This is a genomic window from Pseudomonas shirazensis (assembly GCF_014268785.2).
Taxonomy (GTDB): Bacteria; Pseudomonadota; Gammaproteobacteria; order Pseudomonadales; family Pseudomonadaceae; genus Aquipseudomonas; species Aquipseudomonas shirazensis.
This window is the reverse complement of record NZ_JABWRD020000002.1, coordinates 471525-490415: the sequence shown is the minus strand read 5'-3', so window position 1 is coordinate 490415 and position 18891 is coordinate 471525. Positions and strand designations below refer to the sequence as shown.

The window sequence follows — 18891 nt, the reverse complement described above, 5'->3', positions numbered from 1 at the left end:
ACCGCGGTTCAGGCAACCTGGCTCTGGACCTTGACCTGATACTGATTGCGTACCGGCGTTGCGTACTGCAGCACCAGGTAAGGCTGCTGTTCGACCGGGCAGGCGTCGAGGCGGCGTTGCCATTCCTGCTTGGCTTTGGCCAACTCGTCAGCCTGGAACAGCTTCTCGGCAGGCGGCACGGCCAGTGCCGGGTCGGCATCCTGCCACATTGCGTAGGCCAGGTAATGCACCGGGAACAAGCGGTAACCACCCAGGATCTGCCGGTCAACTTCCTGCGCCAACAGCTTGGTATCGGCAAAGAACTCCCTGACCGGTGCAGCGAAGTGGATATGCACGCGGCCTTTATAGCCGGTGATGCCCGTAGCGATGCTCTTGTCGTCTTCGCCGGGGGCCTTGGTATAGCTGCCGGTGGTGGCGCGGATGTACAGCTCCCGCGCCTTGGCCTGATCGCACGGGTCATACTCGTAGCTGATCGATACCGGCGTCAGGTTCAGGTCCTGGATCACCGCGCCGAATGGCTCGTCCTTGCGGCTCATGTGGAACATCTTGAGGATCGCCGAATCGGTACGGTCATCGCCGTCCTTGGCCCGGCCTTCAGCCTGGGCGATCCAGATCGACGCGCCATCGGTGCGGATCGAATGATTGATGTAGGCCGAGAGCAACTGATAAGCCGCCAGCTTCTCGCGCCGCCCGGTCAATGAGCGGTGCACGATGAAGCTCTTGTTCAGCCGCATCATGTCACTGACAAAGGGCTTTTGCAGGAGGTTGTCGCCAATGGCGATGCGCGGCGTCGGCAGGCCGGCGTGGTACACCGCATAGTTGACGAAGGCCGGATCCATGACAATGTCACGGTGGTTGGCCAAAAACAGGTAAGCCGTACCTGCCTTGAGCTGTTCGACACCTGAGTAGGTGACGCCGTCGGTGGCGCGATCGATGGTCTGGTCGACGTAATACTCGACTTTGTCCTGCAGGGTCGCGACGCAACTGACGCCGGCGAACTCTTTGCGTAGGCGGCGCGCGATCAGTGGCTTGAGCAGCCAGCCGAAGGCACCGGCCGCCCGAGGGAAGCGGAAGTGGGTGAGGATATCGAGGAATGCCGGGTCGCTGAACAGGCGCGCCAGCACCGCCGGCACCTCAGCATCGTCATACGGTCGGATGGCATCGAATTCGCCCATCATGCTCTCTTGTTGGAAACGACTAGGGTAATAGATAGGGGGCGGCTCCGAAAAACGGCTCGGACGCGCGCAGGTCCCGTAAATAGACCGACAATTATACGCATAAGTCACCCTGGAGGCCGCGATGCTGGAAACTGCATTCTACGATTGCCCTTATTGTGGAGAGGGGGTGGAGACCACGGTTGATCTGTCCGGCGGTGATCAGCGCTATATCGAAGACTGTCAGGTCTGCTGCCGGCCGATCGTGTTCGACCTGCAGGTGCACGGCGACGAGTGGATGCTCGATGTGAAAAGCGAGGATGACGCCTGATGCGACGGATCTACGAGCCAGAGAGCTTGCTGGAGGCCGAGCTGCTGGTGGCGGTGCTGGCCAGCGAGGGCATCGAGGTGCACCTGGTCGGCCGCGACCTGGTCGGCGCCGCCGGTGAGCTGCCCTTGCACGGTTTGCTCGGCCTAGCGGTGGCCGATGAGCAGGCCGGCTACGCACGCGAGCTGATCGATGCGTACAATGTTGCCCTGCCAGTTGCTGGCGACGAACCGGAGAGTTATCCCGGGACACTGATTTGCTAGGTTGTATATCGCATGTGTGGACGCTACGCCCTGTTTCGCTGGACCCCGGCCTTTGCCGGACTGCCGGGCTACCCCGCCGACCAACAGGCGCAATGGAACATCGCGCCCGGCGCCTCGGTGCTGATCCAGCGCCAGCTTGACGGCCAGCTACAGGTGGCCAGAGCGCGCTGGGGGCTGACCCCGCCGTGGCTGACCGACTTGTCCAAGACGCCGGCACAAGCGCGGGCCGAGACCCTCGCCGAACAACCGATGTTTCGCCAGGCGTTTACCGAGCGCCGTTGCCTGATGCCGGCCAACGGTTTTTACGAATGGCGTGGCAGTGTGCGCAAGCGGCCTTACTGGCTGACGCCGGGCGAGGGCGCGGCGCTGTTCTTTGCAGCGATATGGGAGGCATATCCGGTGCAGGAGCAAGTCTGGCTAAGCTGCGCAGTGGTCACCCAGGCGGTGGTCAATCAGCGCCGGCCACTGATCCTCGACGAAGCCGGGCAGGCTGCCTGGCTTGATCCGCAGACGCCTCTGGCGCGTTTGCATGAGTTGCTTGCTGGCCCACCGGCTGCGCTACGCGAGCGGGCGCTGGCCAATTTCGTCAATGATCCCAAGCTGGATGCACCGGAGTGTCTGACGCCGGCTTGAACTGGTGCAGAAAAACCTCGGGTTAAATCTTCCCTATGGCTCTGGCGGCGCCGGGCGTCTGCGCCTAGGATACGCGGCACGTACCCAGGGAGTGTTTTATGCGTAAGTCATTTGTTCTCAGCCTGCTCGCTGCCGGCGTCCTGCTGAGCGGCTGCCAGGCGGTGAATACCACCAGTGGCGGCGCCGTCGGCGTTGAGCGCAAGCAGTACATGTTCAGCATGCTGTCGACCGACGAGGTCAACAACATGTATGCCCAGTCCTATCAGCAGACCTTGAGCGAAGCCTCGAGCAAGGGCGTGCTGGATAAAAGCAGCGCCGAAGCCAGGCGCGTGCAGGCCATCGCCGATCGTCTGATCGCCCAGGCGCCGCAGTTTCGCCCGGATTCTGCGCAGTGGAAGTGGGAAGTCAACGTCATCAAGAGTGACGAACTCAACGCGAACTGCGGCCCTGGCGGCAAGATCATCGTCTACACCGGCCTGATCGATCAGCTCAAGCTGACCGACGCTGAAATCGCCGCCGTGATGGGCCATGAGATCGCCCATGCCCTGCGTGAGCATGGTCGTGAAGCGATGTCCAAGGCCTATGGGATCGAGATGGCCCGCTCCGGTGCTGGCGCCCTGCTGGGCCTGGGCCAGGACAGCATGGCCCTCGCCGACACCGTGGTGAACTACTCGATGACCCTGCCCAACAGCCGCGCCAACGAGAACGAGGCGGATCTGATCGGTCTTGAGCTGTCGGCCCGTGCCGGCTACGACCCGAACGCCGCGATCACCTTGTGGAACAAGATGAGCAAGGCGTCCGAGGGCGCCCCGCCTGAGTTCATGAGCACTCACCCGGCTTCGTCCAGCCGGATCGCCTCGTTGCAGGCTGCCATCCCCAAGGTGATGCCGTTGTATCAGGCTGCCAAGAAGTAAGCGGTATTGGGGCTGCGAAGCAGCCCCAAAATCCCTGCTGAATCAACCAATCCAGCCACTGCTCTTCATCGCCGAATACACCGCGACGATCGCCAGCACCACAAACGCCGTGGCAGCCAGGCGCCGAATCAGTGTCAGCGGCAACTTCTCCGCCGCAAAGTTACCCGCCAATACCACCGGTACGTTGGCAATCAACATGCCCAGGGTGGTACCGATAATCACCATGATCAGGTGCGGATACTGCGCCGCCAGCATCACGGTGGCGACCTGAGTCTTGTCGCCGATCTCGGCCAGGAAGAACGCAATCAAGGTCGTCACGAACGGCCCGAAGCGTCGTGCTGCGCTGCTTTCGTCGTCGTCCATCTTGTCCGGCACCAGAGTCCACAACGCGGTTGCGACAAAGCTTGCGGCCAGCACCCAGTGCAACACCGACTCGCTGAAGAACCCACTTACCCACGCCCCTACTGCACCTGCCGCAGCGTGGTTGGCGAGGGTGGCGACAACGATACCGGCGATGATCGGCCAGGGTTTTCGAAAGCGGGCAGCAAGGATGAGCGCGAGCAGTTGCGTCTTGTCGCCGATTTCGGCGAGCGCAACGATGGCGGTTGGTACGAGAAGGGATTCCAGCATCAGGGTTCCTACGGGGGCGGGTCGACACGGCTATGACACGTACAGCCTTCCCGCCCCGGGTAAGGTGTGCGTGTCATAGGTCTTGTCAAACCCTGGGTCCGTCTGTGCGGACCGTAGGTCGTACGCGCCATGGTCTGAGGACCAAGTATGTTGACGCGTACCGGGCAAGCTTGAGTGCTTGCGGGAGACTACTCCCCTAGGACGGAGCGGATTCTGCCTAGGCAAATCCGTTTGGGCAAGCGCTATTTCCTATCCGCGTTTTGCCTGGTAAATCCTGAAACCCTGCTCTTCGATCAGCGTCTTGCAGTTGCCCAAGGCCTGCTGGATGTACGGTTGATAGCGCAGAAAGGTATTCGCAACAAGGCGAAGTTCGCCACCTGATCGCAGATGTTCAGCCGATTTTTTCAGCAGTGTTTCCGAGGCGTTATAGTCAGTGTGGACGCCGGTATGGAACGGCGGATTGCTCAGGATTACCTGCAGATCACGCGGTGCAGCATCGATCCCATCGCCACTGATGACTTCAGCTTGCAAGCCGTTGGCGGCAAGGGTGAGGCGGCTGCTGGCCACCGCGAAGGCATCGACGTCGAGCATGGTTACCTGGCTGTCCGGATAACGGCGCTTGACGATCGAGCCAATTACGCCCGCGCCGCAGCCGAAGTCGAGTACCTGGCCAACCGCCAGGCCGTCCAGATGTTCAAGCAACAGGGCGGTGCCGCGGTCCAGCCGGCCATGGCTGAACACCCCGGGCAGGCTGACGATCTGCAGCGGACCATCGGCCAGCGGCAGTTCGAAGCGTTCAGCCAGGCTTTCCAGTGGGGTGGCGGCCGGGGCGTTGTCGACGGTTACCTGCCACAGCTGGCAGTGGCGCGCACTGTCGAGCTTGCGCGGCTTACCGAAGGCTTGCAGCAGCTTGGCGCCGCCTTCGATCCCGCCGCGCTTTTCACCGACCAGATACAGCTCACGGCCAGCCAGGCGCGAAGCCAGGGCGTTGAGCAGGTAGGCGGCCAGTTCGCGCGACTTCGGCATAAACACTACCGCGGCATCGAACGGCACCTGCGGCGGCTCGACGCCATGCTGGTTGCGCCCGGCAAAGCGCGCTTCGAGCAGGGCCTGGTCGCCGGCGTGCCAGGTCCAGCCGTGGGCTTGCGGCAGTTGGCCGAGCAGATCGTCGGCGGGCAGGCCGGCAAGCAGCACCGAACCCTGGAACAACTCCGCCTGACGGAGCAACACTTCACTGCGCGGGTCCATGGACGACGCCTCCTGAAAAAAGTCGCGCAGTGTAGCAGAGGCGGGCTTGGCTCAGCTGACCACGCGGCGCGGCGTGCCGGCGAAGAACGCCTGGGCGTTTTCGCTGAGCTGCCCAACGATGCGCTGCCGTGCCTCGACCGCGCCCCAGGCACTGTGCGGAGTAACGATCAGGCGTGGCACGTCCGCCTCCAGCAGCGGGTTGCCGTTGACCGGTGGCTCGACGCTGAGCACGTCGCTCGCCGCGCCGCCCAGATGGCCACTGCGCAGGGCGTCGGCCAAGGCCTGTTCATCGATCAGGCCGCCGCGGGCGGTGTTGACCACCAACGCGCCGGGCTTGAGCAGGGCCAGTTCACGGTGGCTGATCATGTGCCGGGTGTGTTCATTGAGCGGGCAATGCAGGGTCAACGCATCGACCTGCGGCAGCAGTTCGTCCAGCGGCAGGCGCTCGGCACGTGCAGGGCGACCGGGGATCTGCCCGCTCAGAACGCGCATGCCAAAGGCCTCGGCCAGGCGTGCCACCGCGCCGCCCAGCTCGCCGTGGCCGAGCAGGCCGAGGGTCTTGCCTTCAAGTTCGACGATAGGGAAGTCGAGCAGGCAGAACTGGCTGGCCTTGGCCCATTGACCGTCGGCGACCGCGCGCTGGTAGTCGCACAGGCGGGTCGCCAGCGCCAGCAGCAAGGCCAGGGTGTGCTGCGCCACCGAGGGAGTGCCGTAGCCCTGGCAGTTGCACACGATAATGCCCTGGGCACGCGCGGCATTCAGGTCGACGTTGTTGGTGCCGGTTGCAGCCACCAGGATCAGTTGCAACTGCGGGTTGGCCGCCAGTACGTCTGCATCCAGCAGCACCTTGTTGCTGATTGCCACAGTAGCGCCCTGCAGGCGTTCGGCAACCTGCTCCGGCGCGGTCGCGCCGTGTAGCGTAAGAGTGCCGAAGCAGGCCCTGAGCGCGCTTAGGTCGAGGTCGCCGAGGTCCAGTGAGTCATGGTCGAGAAATACAGCAGTGTGGCTGGAGGTCATGGTTTGTCCTGTGCTCTGGCAGCGTGCGCGAAGGGGAGGGTAATAGACCCTACAGAATCAGGTGAAAAAACGCATGTCGACTAATTGAACTCTGTCATGCGACCTTGGCCGCTGCCCCGATCTCTGGCTGCAGCGTGCAGAGGGCGTCAGCAGTTTCGTGCTCGAATGCTTCCAGCGCCGCGTGCAGCCCCTGCAAGGAGGTGATCTGTGCGCGAACTGCAGCTTTCTTGTCGGCGAGCGCCTTCTGCACCTGCAGCCAGGGAATCTGACCCTCTGGGTAAGGCTTCAGGATGGCCTGCATCTCTTTCAGCTTGAATCCAAGTTGCTGCGCGCATTTGATCAGGCGCAGGCGATCTACGCTCTGTTCGCTGTAGATCCGGTAGTTGCCTGCGCGTTGCGGCTCGGGCAGCAGGCCGAGCTTCTCGTAGTGACGGATCGATTTGACGCTGGTGCCCGCAAGTTGGGCTGCTTTTCCGATGTACATGGGGGGCTTCCTTGCGTGATCGATGCGCCAGCCTGGGCTGGCGATTCATCTTACACAAGCAGCTGAACGCGTCTACGTGGCTAGCTGGCGGCCAGCTTGCGGGCCTGCAGCAACCAACGCTCGCGCTGGCTGGTACTGGAGCCGAGTAGCGGCCCGAACGTCAGGGTGCGGGTCGGCTTGATGCCGCAGAAGGCCAGGGTGGTCTTACGCATCTGATGCAGGCCAGGCATGCGATAGACCCAACGGTAGTACCAGGGCGGCGTGTCCATTGTCACCAGCAAATGGGCGGTGCGGCCTTTGAGCAGTTGCTCAGGGAATGGCGAGTCTTCGCGGTACTTGAAGGCAAAACCAGGCAGGAAAGTACGGTCGAAAAAGCCCTTGAGCAACGCCGGGGTAGCGCCCCACCAGATCGGAAAGACAAATACTAGTTGTTCGGCCCAGAGGATGTCCTCCTGGGCCTGGCGCAAGTCCGGTTCCAGCGGCTGGATCTGCCGATAGCCGTGGTGCAGTACCGGGTCGAAGGTCGCCTTCGGCAGGTCAAGAATACGCACGGCATGCCCGGCCTCGCCGGCGGCGAGGATGTAGGCCTGGCCCAATGCGGCGCAAAAGCTGTCCGCGGCGGGGTGGCCGAGGATCACCAGAATACGTTTGCTCATGTCAGCTCCACTCAATCAAGCCAACGAGGCTAAGGCCTGCCCCTAGCGGTAGAGTCAACAGCGGCACTCATACCCGCGCCGCGCAAATCATTCCTTCGGCTGATTTGGCTGTCACATCTGCGCTCTAGAGTAACCGCCTGACCTCGCCCGACTCGAAAAAGGGATAACCATGCTGCAGACGCGCATCATCCAACCCGCTGAAGGTGCTTACCAATTCCCGCTGCTGATCAAGCGCCTGCTGTTGTCTGGCAGCCGCTACGAGCGCACCCGCGAGATCGTCTACCGTGACCAGTTGCGCCTGACCTATCCACAACTGGTCGAGCGCATTGCGCGCTTGGCCAATGTGCTTAGCGAGGCCGGGGTCAAGCCGGGCGATACCGTCGCCGTGATGGACTGGGACAGCCATCGTTACCTGGAATGCATGTTTGCCATACCAATGATCGGCGCGGTGGTGCACACCATCAATGTGCGCCTGTCACCCGAGCAGATCCTCTACACCATGAACCACGCCGAGGACCGACTGGTGTTGGTCAACAGCGATTTCATCGGCCTGTACCAAGGCATCGCCGGGCAGCTGACCACGGTTGAAAAGACCCTGCTGCTGACCGACGGCCCGGACAAGCGCGCCGAACTGCCGAACCTGGTCGGCGAGTACGAACAACTGCTGGCCGCCGCCAGCCCGCAGTACGTCTTCCCTGATTTCGACGAAAACTCGGTGGCGACCATGTTTTACACCACCGGCACCACCGGCAACCCTAAGGGCGTGTACTTCACCCATCGGCAACTGGTGCTGCATACCCTGGCGGAAACTTCGGTACTGGGCAGCATCGACAGCGTGCGCCTGCTCGGCAGCGATGACGTGTACATGCCGATCACGCCGATGTTCCACGTTCACGCCTGGGGTATCCCGTACGCAGCCACGCTGATGGGCATGAAGCAGGTCTACCCTGGCCGATACGAGCCGGACATGCTGGTCAAGCTCTGGCGTGAAGAGAAGGTCACCTTCTCCCACTGCGTACCGACCATCCTGCAGATGCTGCTCAATTGCCCGGCGTCCCAGGGCCAGGACTTCGGCGGCTGGAAGATCATCATTGGCGGCAGTGCGCTCAATCGTGCGCTGTATCAAGACGCGCTGGCCCGTGGTATTCAGCTCACTGCAGCCTACGGCATGTCCGAAACCTGCCCGCTGATCTCCGCTGCGCACATCAACGAAGAGCTGCAGGCCGGCGGCGATGACGAGCGGGTCAGCTATCGGATCAAGGCCGGGGTACCGGTGCCGCTGGTGGAAACCGCGATTGTCGACTGCGATGGCAATTTTCTCCCGGCCGATGGTGAGACCCAGGGCGAACTGGTGCTGCGGGCGCCGTGGCTGTCGATGGGGTATTTCAAGGAGCCGGAAAAAAGCACCGAGCTGTGGGCTGGCGGCTGGCTGCATACCGGAGACGTCGCCACCCTAGACGGCATGGGCTATATCGACATCCGCGACCGCATCAAGGATGTGATCAAGACCGGCGGTGAATGGATTTCCTCGCTCGACCTTGAAGACTTGATCAGCCGCCATCCGGCGGTGCGTGAAGTGGCAGTGGTCGGTGTCGCCGATCCACAGTGGGGCGAGCGTCCGTTTGCCCTGCTGGTTGTTCGCGACGGGCAGAGCCTTGAAGCCCGTGCGCTCAAAGAACATCTCAAACCGTTCGTCGAGCAAGGTCATATCAACAAGTGGGCGATTCCCAGCCAGATTGCCGTTGTTACGGAAATTCCCAAGACCAGCGTCGGCAAGCTGGACAAGAAGCGCATCCGCCTCGACATCGTCGAATGGCAGGCCAGCAACAGCGCGTTCCTGTCGACCCTGTGAAGCGCAGCGGGTCATCGGCGAATTAGGCGCGACCCGCATTGCAGAGAGGATGGCGCCTTGTCAAATGGGAAAATTGCGCCATGCTAGAGCACTGTCAGCTCGCACACCGGACCAGATCGGGGCGAGCGACGGGCACGGAACGCAAATCACACTTTAGAGGGATCTAGCGTCCGAGCCTGCTGGCTATAGTCGGGGCCAGGGGTTTTCAGAAACGGAGGGGGAGCGCTGCGTGCAACTCGCAGCGTCGCAGGTGCAAGCCTGCCTACCGGTCAGCCGGACCGTTTCTGCAAGGACTCACTGCCATAACAAAAAAGAACATGGAGTAGCGTCGATGAAATCTGCACACCCGTTCTGGCGTCGGGCAAGACTGCCCTTTGCCGTCAGCCTCGCTTCTACGCTCGCAAGCCCTGCATTCGCTGTCAGTTTCAACATCGGTGAAATCGAAGGCCAGTTCGATTCGTCGCTGTCGGTCGGCGCCAGTTGGTCGACAGCCAGCCCGAACAAAAACCTGATCGGCGTCAACAATGGCGGCAAAGGGCTTTCGCAGACCTCCGACGATGGCCACCTGAACTTCAAGCGCGGTGAGACCTTCTCGAAAATCTTCAAGGGCATCCATGACCTCGAACTGAAGTACGGCGACACCGGCATCTTCGTCCGGGGCAAGTACTGGTATGACTTCGAGCTCAAGGATGAACACCGCGAGTTCAAGGACATCAGCGATTCCAACCGCAAGGAAGGCGCCAAGTCCTCTGGGGCCGAGCTGCTCGATGCGTTTGTCTATCACAACTACTCGATTGCCGACCAACCCGGTTCGGTGCGTTTCGGCAAGCAGGTAGTCAGCTGGGGTGAAAGCACCTTCATTGGCGGTGGCATCAACTCGATCAACCCGATTGACGTGGCTGCCTTCCGCCGTCCTGGCGCCGAGATCAAAGAAGGCCTGATCCCGGTCAACATGTTCTATATCTCGCAGAGCCTGACCGACAACCTCTCGGCCGAGGCCTTCTACCAGCTGGAATGGGACCAGACGGTTGTCGATAACTGCGGCACCTTCTTCTCTCAGCCGGACATTATTGCCGACGGCTGTACCGACAATCTGCGGGTGCTCAGCAGTGGGCGAACTTTGAGCGGGCTGCCACCTATAGCGCAGGGCATCCTGGCCGGGAGCGGGGTGAACTACAACGACGAAGGCGTGCTTGTGCGGCGCAGTGCTGACCGCGATGCCCGTGACAGTGGCCAGTTCGGGGTCGCGCTGCGCTACATGTTCGAGCCGCTGGACACCGAGTTCGGCGCCTACTTCATGAATTATCACAGCCGTGCGCCGATCTTCAGTGCCACCGGTGCCGATCCATCGGTGTTCGCTGGCCTCGCCGGTTTGCCGCCACCGCTGCAGGGTCTGGCGCCGCTGATCGTTGCGGGCAACTCGAAATACTTCGTCGAGTACCCGGAAGACATCCGCCTGTACGGTTTGAGCTTCTCCACCACGCTGCCAACCGGTACCGCCTGGAGCGGTGAAGTCAGCTATCGGCCAAACGCGCCTGTGCAGCTCAACACTACCGATATCTTGTTCTCCGGCGTACGTCCGATCGGCGGCGCGTTGGCCAACGCATCGTTGCTCAATGGCACCCCTGGCCAGGACTTGCACGGCTACCGCCGCAAGGAAATCACCCAGTTCCAGACCACTCTGACGCACTTCTTCGATCAAGTGATGGGCGCGAGCCGCATGACTGTGGTCGGCGAAGTCGGCGTGACTCACGTTGGCGGCCTGGAGAACGCCCGCGAAATCCGCTATGGCCGTGACCCGGTCTATGGCCCGGGGCCGCTGCCAGCGACCGGTGGCGCGGATACCTGTGTGGCACTCAATAACAGCACAATCGGTGGCGCCGGGGCGGGCGCATCCACCGCCAACCTCAGCCGCAAGTGCGAAAACGATGGCTATACCACCAGTACTTCGTGGGGCTACCGGGGCCGCGTGATCTGGGACTACAACGATGTCTTCGCTGGAGTCAACCTCAAGCCAAGCGTGGCCTGGTCGCACGACGTGTCCGGCTATTCTCCTGGCCCGGGCGCCAACTTCGAAGAAGGGCGCAAGGCCGTAAGCCTGGGCCTCGATGCCGAATACCAGAACACCTACACAGCGAGCCTGTCGTACACCAACTTCTTTGACGGCAAGTACACCACCGTGGATGACCGCGACTTCGTTGCGCTCAGCTTCGGCGTGAACTTCTAAGCCCATTGATCCAGGACGACCAACCAATGAACAAGACCAGAAGTCTGCTGAAGGCCGGTGTACTGGGCATGTCCCTGCTGGCAACCAGCGTAATGGCTGCGGTTTCCGCTGACGAGGCGGCCAAACTCGGCAGCACCCTGACGCCGATGGGTGCGGAAAAAGCCGGTAACGCCGACGGTTCCATCACGGCCTGGCAACCGCTGTCGAAAACGGCTGGCAGCGTCGATGCCAAGGGGTTCCTGTCTGACCCGTATGGCAGCGAGAAGCCCAAATTCACCATCACCGCGCAGAACGTCGAGCAGTACAAGGACAAGCTTTCGCCTGGCCAGTACGCGATGTTCAAGCGCTACCCGCAGACCTACAAGATTCCGGTCTACCCGACCCATCGCGGCTCGACCGTGCCGGATGAAGTGTTTGCCGCGATCAAGCGCAACGCCACCAAGACCAATCTGGTGGCGGGCGGCAACGGCCTGGAGAACTTCGAGACGGCTATCCCGTTCCCGATTCCCAAGAGCGGCGTGGAGGTGATCTGGAACCATATCACCCGCTATCGCGGTGGCAGCGTGACGCGCCTGGTTACCCAGGTCACGCCGCAACCCAACGGCTCCTACAGCCCGGTATCGTTCTCGGACCAGTTTGTGTTCCGCGACAAGCTGAAAGATTACGACCCAGCCAACCCGGGCAACGTGCTGTTCTACTTCAAACAGAAGGTCACCGCGCCTTCGCGCCTGGCGGGCACCGTACTGCTGGTGCACGAGACCCTTGACCAAGTCAAGGAGCCGCGCAAGGCCTGGGTCTACAACGCCGGCCAACGCCGCGTGCGCCAGGCACCGCAGGTGTCCTACGATGGTCCGGGTACTGCGGCGGACGGGCTGCGTACCTCCGATAACCTCGACATGTTCAACGGCGCGCCAGATCGCTACGACTGGAAGCTTGAAGGCAAGAAGGAGATGTACATCGCCTCCAACACCTACAAGCTCGATTCGCCAAGCCTGAAATACGCCGACATCGTCAAGCCCGGCCACATCAACCAGGACCTTAGCCGCTATGAGCTGCGCCGGGTCTGGCATGTGGTCGCGACCTTGAAGCCGGGCCAGCGGCATATCTATGCCAAGCGCGACTTCTATATCGATGAGGATACCTGGCAAGCCTCGGTGATCGACCAATACGACGGTCGCAACCAGTTGTGGCGCGTGTCCGAAGCGCATGCTCAGGACTATTACAACAACCAGGTACCGTGGTACACCCTCGAGACGATCTATGACCTGCAGTCGGGTCGCTACCTGGCCCTGGGTCTGAAAAACGAAGAAAAACGTGCCTATGACTTTGGCTTCACCGCCAGCAAGGCCGACTTCCAGCCAGCAGCGTTGCGCCAGGACGGTATTCGTTAATCGACGCAGCTAAAACTCCGCGTGACTCCCAGAACGCCCCGGCCCGCCGGGGCGTTTTGATTTCAGGTGCGCACTGATGGGTTGCCGTAAATCAGCTCTGTCGCTTTTTGTCGTAGTCTTTTACCGGATAAACACACCCATCATCTTCAAATAGGCTGCGATACCCGCTAGTCTCGCAACAACCTGCTGTGCTGATGTCTCCCTCATAACGAGCCGGCCATGACTGATCTGTCCCGTACGCATGGATACACCAGCCAGGCCCTTGGCCTGCTGGACGGGCGTTTTTTCCGGCCACCGTTGCCCGATGGCCACGTGCCCCGTGGGCGCTTGTGCCAGCGTCTGCATGCGGGGCTGTCTGGCAGGCTGTTGCTGATCAACGCGCCAGCCGGCTTCGGCAAAAGCTCACTGGCGATTGAGTTCTGCGAGTCCTTGCCTGATCACTGGCGCAGCCTGTGGCTGGGGTTGAGCCAAAGGGATGCCGACCCTGGGCGCTTCCTCGAGCGGCTGCTGGAAGGTTTGCAGCAGTACTGCCCGGCCTTGGGCGGGCAGGCCATGGGCCTGTTGAAGATGCGCCAGCGTCATCAGCCGTTCGCCTTCGAAGAGTGGCTCGACGGCCTGCTCGACGAGCTGGCGCTTTACCTGCAAAGCGATAGCCCGATCCTGCTGGTGCTTGACGACTACCATCTGGCGCAGGGGGCGGTGCTCGACCGGTGTTTGCAGTTCTTCCTCAATCACCTGCCAAACGGCCTGGTGCTGATGATTACCAGCCGCCAGCGCCCCGATTGGCACCTGGCCCGTCTGCGCCTGTCGCGCCAACTCAGCGAACTCAACGAGCAGGACCTGCGCCTTACTGCCGACGAAGCGCTGGCGGTGCTCGGCCGACAGCCCACCGGCTTGCGCGGACAGGCACTGGACAACCTGATCCAGCGCAGCGATGGCTGGGTAGCGGGGCTGCGCTTCTGGCAGCTGGCAGCCAGCGAGTCGGGCGACGAACATGCCTTGCCGCAGGCATTGCATGGCGGCGAAGGGCTGATCCGTGACTACCTGCTCGAAGAAGTGATCGATATCCTGCCGGCCGACGTGCAGGCGTTTTTGTACGAAACCGCCTGCCAGGAGCGCTTCTGCGCCGAGCTGTGCGACGCCCTGCGCGCACGTCAGGACAGCGCCGGCATCCTGCGCTACCTGCAAGCGCATCAGGTGTTTCTGGTGCCGCTGGATGAACACGGCCATTGGTATCGCTACCATCATCTGTTCTCTGATTTGCTGCGCAGCCGCCAGCACAGCGCGCCGCTGGCTGATCTCCACCTGCGCGCCTGCCGCTGGTTTCAGGCCCAGGGCCTGCTTGACGAAGCGGTCGAGCAGGCCCTGCGCGCCGGCCATCTGGATGTGGCGGCGGACCTGGTGCAGAGCCTGTCCGAGGAGCAACTGCTGGCCGAGCAGAACGTCGGCATGCTCCTGCGCTGGAAGATGGACCTGCCCGACAGCCTGTTGATCAGCACGCCGCGGCTGATCGTGCTGTACAGCTGGGCGTTGGGCCTGGCCTGCCAATTGGATGCTGCCGAAGAACTGGCGGCGCACCTCAGCCGGTTTTTACCGGCGCCCTCGGCCACCGCCCAGCGCTCGATGCTGGCGCAGTGGCTGGCGCTCAGTGGCGTGATCGCTCGCGGCCGCGGCGATCGTGAACGCACCTTGAGCTATTGCAGCGAAGCGCTGCAGAGCCTGCCCAACAAACGCTACGGCCAACGTCTGGTGTGCCTGTCGACGCTGTCCAACCTGGCCATTGCCGACGCCGACTTCTGGCGCGCGCGTGGCTGGAACCGCGAAGCGCTGGAGTTGGCCCAGCGGATCGGCAACCCGTTGTTCGAGGCACTCGCCCATTACGATCGGGCGCGGGTGCTGCACGCCCGTGGGGAAATCCGCCGGGCGCTGGATGAAGTGCGTCAGGGCTTGTTGCGCCTGCAGGATCTGTCAGCGCAGCGGCTGTACGCGGTGCGCGCCAGGCTGACCTTGTACGAGGGCCATTTGCTCGCGGCGCACCTGCAACCGGCCCAGGGCCGCGCGCGCTTGCGCGCGGGCCTCAGTGAGGCCCGCGCCTGTCGCGATATCAGCGTGCTGATCGGGCACTGCGTGATTGCCTCGCTGGATGGCCGCGAAGGGCAGTATGCCGAAGCCTTCGCCGAACTGGCCGAAGCCGAGCGCTTGATGCATATCTGGGATGTACCGCCAATCTTCTACCTGGCGATGATCACCCTGGTGAAGTGCGAGCTGTGGCTGGCCCAAGGCCGTACCGATCTGGCCGAATCATGGCTGCTGCGGCTCGGTCAGACCTATGGCGGCGAGCAGCCCGCTGCAGCACCGGAGTTTCACCCATTACTGCCATTGCACATCGAACTGCAACAGGCGCTGCTGGAGCGCGTCCAGGGCCGTTCGGCGCAGGCTGTCGAGCGCCTGCAGAGGCTGGTCGAGCGCGGCCAGGGCAGTGGCGGTCAGTTGCTGGCGGCCAGCGCCTTATGCCAGCTGATTGCCCTACATCTGACCGAGGGCCGCGAGCAGTCCGCTGCCAGCCTGTTGCCGCAAGCGCTATTGGCCGCCCAGGGTGGCGCCTTGCAAGCGTTTCAACGGTTGCTGGAAGAACAGCCGCTGTGGCTGCGCGAGCAGCTGTCGACGCGCCCCGCCTGCAGCGTCCAGCTCGACCTGCTGGCGCGCCTGCCGCAGCCGCAGGTGGTTGCCAGTGGCACCGGCGAAGCCCTGAGCGGGCGGGAGCTGGCGGTGCTTGAGTTGATCGCCCAAGGCTGCTCGAACCAGCAGATCAGCGAGCGCCTGTTCATCTCGCTGCACACCGTCAAGACCCACGCCAGCCACATCAACAGCAAGCTTGGCGTGGAGCGCCGCACCCAGGCGGTAGCCAAGGCCAAGGCGCTAGGGCTGCTGCCCTGAGCCTGCCCCACGGCCTGCGAATTCGCCCTCAGCTTTCTCTACCTGCTGCCGATAAACAGATCGGCGACACGCATCGCCTCGGGTCATTTTCCATCTTCTGCCATGACAGGTCGTGTTGATGCTGCAGTACGGGCAAAAAAGCTTTCTGATCGTCGACGACTTCACCGACTTTCGCACCTCGGCCCGCTCCATGCTCCGCGAGCTGGGCGCGCGCGATGTGGACACCGCTGACAGCGGCGAACAGGCGCTGCGCATGTGCGCGCAGAAACGCTATGACTTCATCCTGCAGGACTTTCACCTGGGCGATGGCAAGAAGAACGGTCAGCAGGTACTCGAGGACCTGATCCTCGACAAGTTGATCAGCCACGAGTGCGGGTTCCTCATGGTCACCGCCGAGAGCAGCCAGGCCATCGTTCTCAGCACCCTCGAGCACGAGCCGGATGCCTACCTGACCAAGCCGTTCAACCGTGTCGGTCTGGCCCAGCGCCTGGAAAAACTGCTGCAGCGTAAAACCCTGCTCAAGCCGATTCTGCAGGCACTTGATCGCGGTCGCCCGGCCGAAGTGATGGCCGCCTGTGCTGCCCTGTGCAAGCAGGACCCGCGCTTTGCCCCGCTGTGCCTGCGCTACCGCGCCGATGCCCTGCGCGATCTCGGCCGCTTCGAAGAGCTGGAGAAGTTTCTCTCGTCGATCCTCGCCAGCAGACCGCAGCCGTGGGTCTACTCGATGCTCGGCAGCGTGCTGCACAAACGCGGCCAGAACGATCAGGCCAAGGGCGTGTACGAGCAGGCGCTGAAAGCCTTCCCGATCATGCCAGGGCTGTATGACGGCATGGCCGATGTGCTGGTCGCCCAGGGCGATAACAAGCGTGCCCAGCACATGCTCGAGGAGGCCGTGCGCCTGTCGCCACTGGCAGTACGCCGGCAGGCCGCGCTGGGTAAGCTGGCGATGGGCAACGACGATTTCGAAAGCGCGTCCAAGGCCTTCCGTCATGCTGTCAGCCAGGGCCAGAGCTCGCGCTACAAGGACGCCGAAACCAACCTTGGCCTGGCTCAGGCGCTGATGAGCAAGAACGCAGGTTTTGGCCTCGACGCACGCACCCGGGTCGAGATCAACACCGTGCTCAGCGAGGTGGCCAAGGAGAACGGCGAGGACCAGGGCCTGCAAGTGCGCGCCCGGTTGATGAAGGCGGCCAGCCTGCAACAGGCCGGCGACCCTGAAACCGCCGCCAAGTTGACCGAGCAGGCCATGCAGCGGCTGGACAACATGGACCAGTTCTTCTCGGTCGACGCCGCCCTGACCGTGGCCAAGCAGCTCCAGCAACTGGGCCAGGAGGCAGCCGGCACCAGCATCCTCAAGGGCTGCGTGGAAACCTACGGCGATGACCCCAAGGTCATGCAGAGCGTAGCCAAGATGACCGACGACCCAACGGTGCTGGGCGCCGTGACCGAAGCGGTCGATCTCAACCGCCAAGGGGTTCGCTGCTATCAGGCCGGCCAGCTCGACGAGGCCTTGGGGATGTTCCGCCGAGCGCTGTCGCTACAGCCAAAAAACATCAGTATCGCCCTGAACACGGCTCAGGCCCTGTTGCGTATCGCCGGCGAGTCGCCTTCGCCCGAATACATGCTGGAGTGTCGCAGCTGCCTGCAAAGCGTGGCCGGCATCCCCGCCAGCGACAGCCGCTACGAGCGTTATCGAAAACTGCATATGCGGGTGTTTGGCGCATGAACCAGGAAAACTCGGGGCTGGATTTCTCGACAGTGATCGCCTCAACTGTCCACGACATGAAAAACTCGCTGTCAGCGTTGATCCAGGCGCATAACCAGTGGCTGGCGCGGCTGCCCGAAGCGCAGCGGCAAGGCACCGAGCAGGGCGTCATAGAGCATGAATTCGGCCACCTTAACGGCATGCTGGTGCAGATGCTCGGGCTGTACAAGCTGGGCGTCAATCAGCTGCCGATCTGCCCTGGCTACCACGAGCTGGAAGATTTCATCGAGGCGCAGTTGGCGGCGCATCAGGAGATCCTCAAGCACCGCGATATCCTCGCCACCTGGCGTATCGAAAGCGCCAGCCCGCTGGGCTTCTTCGACCGCGAGCTGGTGGCTTCGGTGATCTCCAACGTGCTCACCAACGCCATTCGCTATGCCGGCCACGCCTTGCTGATCGGTATTGAAGAAGAAGGCGAGCAGTTGATCATCAGCGTCAACGACGACGGCCCGGGTTATCCCGAGCGCATGCTCGAGCGGCAGCAGGATTACATTCAGGGCCTCGACGCCAGCACCGGCAGCACTGGCCTGGGCCTGTACTTCGCGGCACGGATTGCGGCCCTGCATGAGCGCAATGGCGTTACCGGCCGAATCGAAATCAGCAACGGTGGCGCCCTCGGTGGCGGTTTGTTCAGGCTCTATCTGCCCTGAGTCGAGGTATCATGTTCAGCATTCTTCAGCTGAGCAGAACCCCCATGACCAGCGCCGCCCCAAGCCTTATCCGCGAAACCTTCCCGGTCGGGCCGTTGCAGTGTAACTGCACCCTGATCGGTGATCCGCTGAGCAAGAAAGCCATCGTCGTCGACCCAGGCGGTGATCCAGAGAAGATCGTCGCCCGCTTGCAGGCCCACGGCCTGACGCTGGTCAGCATCATCCACACCCATGCCCACCTTGATCACTTTCTCGCCTCTGGCCGGCTCAAGGAGCTGACCGGCGCGACCTTGCACCTGCACAAGGACGACCAGCCGCTGTGGGATAACCTGGAGATGCAGTGCCAGATGTTCGGCGTGCCGTATACCCCCGCACCACCACCGGATCGCTGGCTCGCCGATGAAGAGGAGCTGGCCTGCGGCTGTGGCGTTGCCCTGCACACGCCTGGGCATAGCCCGGGCTCGATGAGCTTCTGGTTTGCCGATGCCAAGCTGCTGATTGCCGGCGACACCTTGTTCCGCCGCGGGATTGGCCGCACCGATTTGTGGGGTGGCGACCAGCGCACTATCGTTCGTTCGATCAAGGACCGTTTATACCGGCTGGATGAAGACGCGGTGGTGGTGGCCGGGCATGGCCCAGATACGCGCCTGGGCGATGAGATGCGCGAGAATCCTTTCGTACGCGCTTGAATATTCATGGAATTATTCAGCCCGGTAATGATCCAACCCCGGCAGGGGTCAAC

At 62.5% G+C, this 18891-nt stretch carries 17 protein-coding genes and 1 riboswitch; of the genes, 11 read left to right on the top strand and 6 right to left on the bottom strand.

The genetic code is table 11. The annotated features are described in order from the left end of the window. Nucleotides 1-8: 8 nt before the first annotated feature. Complete coding sequence (locus HU736_RS13460) at nucleotides 9-1178, bottom strand: 1-acyl-sn-glycerol-3-phosphate acyltransferase (protein ID WP_186701477.1); 1170 nt, start codon at nucleotides 1176-1178, stop codon at nucleotides 9-11. Nucleotides 1179-1299: 121 nt separating this feature from the next. Between HU736_RS13460 and HU736_RS13455 the strand changes: the two genes are divergently transcribed. The 4 genes from HU736_RS13455 (at nucleotide 1300) to HU736_RS13440 (ending at nucleotide 3292) form a co-directional block, all read left to right on the top strand. Beyond that, nucleotides 1300-1485: a CPXCG motif-containing cysteine-rich protein gene (locus HU736_RS13455; RefSeq protein WP_101316538.1), complete on the top strand. Its 186-nt coding sequence runs from the start codon at nucleotides 1300-1302 to the stop codon at nucleotides 1483-1485. Next, the gene (locus HU736_RS13450; protein ID WP_186701476.1) at nucleotides 1485-1745 is read left to right on the top strand and encodes a putative signal transducing protein; all 261 of its coding nucleotides are present in this window, start codon (nucleotides 1485-1487) and stop codon (nucleotides 1743-1745) included. The genes HU736_RS13455 and HU736_RS13450 overlap by 1 nt, the downstream gene beginning before the upstream one ends. Nucleotides 1746-1757: 12 nt before the next feature. Beyond that, the gene (locus HU736_RS13445; protein WP_186701475.1) at nucleotides 1758-2378 is read left to right on the top strand and encodes an SOS response-associated peptidase; all 621 of its coding nucleotides are present in this window, start codon (nucleotides 1758-1760) and stop codon (nucleotides 2376-2378) included. A gap of 98 nt (nucleotides 2379-2476) precedes the next feature. Then, the gene (locus HU736_RS13440; RefSeq protein WP_186701474.1) at nucleotides 2477-3292 is read left to right on the top strand and encodes a M48 family metallopeptidase; all 816 of its coding nucleotides are present in this window, start codon (nucleotides 2477-2479) and stop codon (nucleotides 3290-3292) included. A 42-nt stretch (nucleotides 3293-3334) separates the two neighbouring features. Here the strand turns inward: HU736_RS13440 and HU736_RS13435 are convergent, their stop codons facing one another. From HU736_RS13435 to HU736_RS13415, 5 genes are all read right to left on the bottom strand, one after another. Next, on the bottom strand, nucleotides 3335-3919 hold the full coding sequence (locus HU736_RS13435) for a TMEM165/GDT1 family protein (RefSeq protein WP_181003836.1): 585 nt from the start codon (nucleotides 3917-3919) through the stop codon (nucleotides 3335-3337). A 98-nt stretch (nucleotides 3920-4017) separates the two neighbouring features. Continuing rightward, nucleotides 4018-4132: riboswitch (yybP-ykoY riboswitch) on the bottom strand. Between the two features lie 39 nt (nucleotides 4133-4171). Further along, a complete protein-coding gene (locus tag HU736_RS13430) occupies nucleotides 4172-5170 on the bottom strand; it encodes a methyltransferase (protein WP_186701473.1) in 999 nt (332 codons plus the stop codon). A gap of 51 nt (nucleotides 5171-5221) precedes the next feature. After that, nucleotides 5222-6187 carry a 2-hydroxyacid dehydrogenase gene (locus tag HU736_RS13425; RefSeq protein ID WP_186701472.1) on the bottom strand — a complete coding sequence of 322 codons (966 nt, stop codon included), beginning with the start codon at nucleotides 6185-6187 and terminating at the stop codon, nucleotides 5222-5224. Nucleotides 6188-6281: 94 nt separating this feature from the next. Then, the gene (locus HU736_RS13420; protein ID WP_186701471.1) at nucleotides 6282-6671 is read right to left on the bottom strand and encodes a MerR family transcriptional regulator; all 390 of its coding nucleotides are present in this window, start codon (nucleotides 6669-6671) and stop codon (nucleotides 6282-6284) included. An 80-nt stretch (nucleotides 6672-6751) separates the two neighbouring features. Beyond that, nucleotides 6752-7327, bottom strand: a complete 576-nt coding sequence (locus tag HU736_RS13415; RefSeq protein WP_186701470.1) for an NAD(P)H-dependent oxidoreductase — start codon at nucleotides 7325-7327, stop codon at nucleotides 6752-6754. Nucleotides 7328-7496: 169 nt separating this feature from the next. Here HU736_RS13415 and HU736_RS13410 point away from each other — a divergent pair, with 169 nt between their 5' ends. From HU736_RS13410 to HU736_RS13380, 7 genes are all read left to right on the top strand, one after another. Further along, entirely contained in the window at nucleotides 7497-9179 is a 1683-nt protein-coding gene (locus HU736_RS13410; RefSeq protein WP_186701469.1) for a fatty acid--CoA ligase, read from the top strand. Between the two features lie 331 nt (nucleotides 9180-9510). Continuing rightward, the gene (locus HU736_RS13405) at nucleotides 9511-11406 is read left to right on the top strand and encodes a DUF1302 domain-containing protein (protein WP_186701468.1); all 1896 of its coding nucleotides are present in this window, start codon (nucleotides 9511-9513) and stop codon (nucleotides 11404-11406) included. Between the two features lie 26 nt (nucleotides 11407-11432). After that, nucleotides 11433-12797, top strand: coding sequence for a DUF1329 domain-containing protein (locus HU736_RS13400; protein ID WP_186701467.1), 1365 nt, complete (start codon nucleotides 11433-11435; stop codon nucleotides 12795-12797). 219 nt (nucleotides 12798-13016) lie between these two features. Beyond that, the gene (locus HU736_RS13395; protein ID WP_186701466.1) at nucleotides 13017-15734 is read left to right on the top strand and encodes a winged helix-turn-helix domain-containing protein; all 2718 of its coding nucleotides are present in this window, start codon (nucleotides 13017-13019) and stop codon (nucleotides 15732-15734) included. A 118-nt stretch (nucleotides 15735-15852) separates the two neighbouring features. After that, nucleotides 15853-17460, top strand: a complete 1608-nt coding sequence (locus HU736_RS13390; protein WP_103436064.1) for a tetratricopeptide repeat-containing response regulator — start codon at nucleotides 15853-15855, stop codon at nucleotides 17458-17460. Next, complete coding sequence (locus HU736_RS13385; protein ID WP_186701465.1) at nucleotides 17457-18149, top strand: sensor histidine kinase; 693 nt, start codon at nucleotides 17457-17459, stop codon at nucleotides 18147-18149. The genes HU736_RS13390 and HU736_RS13385 overlap by 4 nt, the downstream gene beginning before the upstream one ends. Nucleotides 18150-18193: 44 nt before the next feature. Beyond that, on the top strand, nucleotides 18194-18838 hold the full coding sequence (locus tag HU736_RS13380) for an MBL fold metallo-hydrolase (protein ID WP_101322941.1): 645 nt from the start codon (nucleotides 18194-18196) through the stop codon (nucleotides 18836-18838). Nucleotides 18839-18891: the final 53 nt, after the last annotated feature.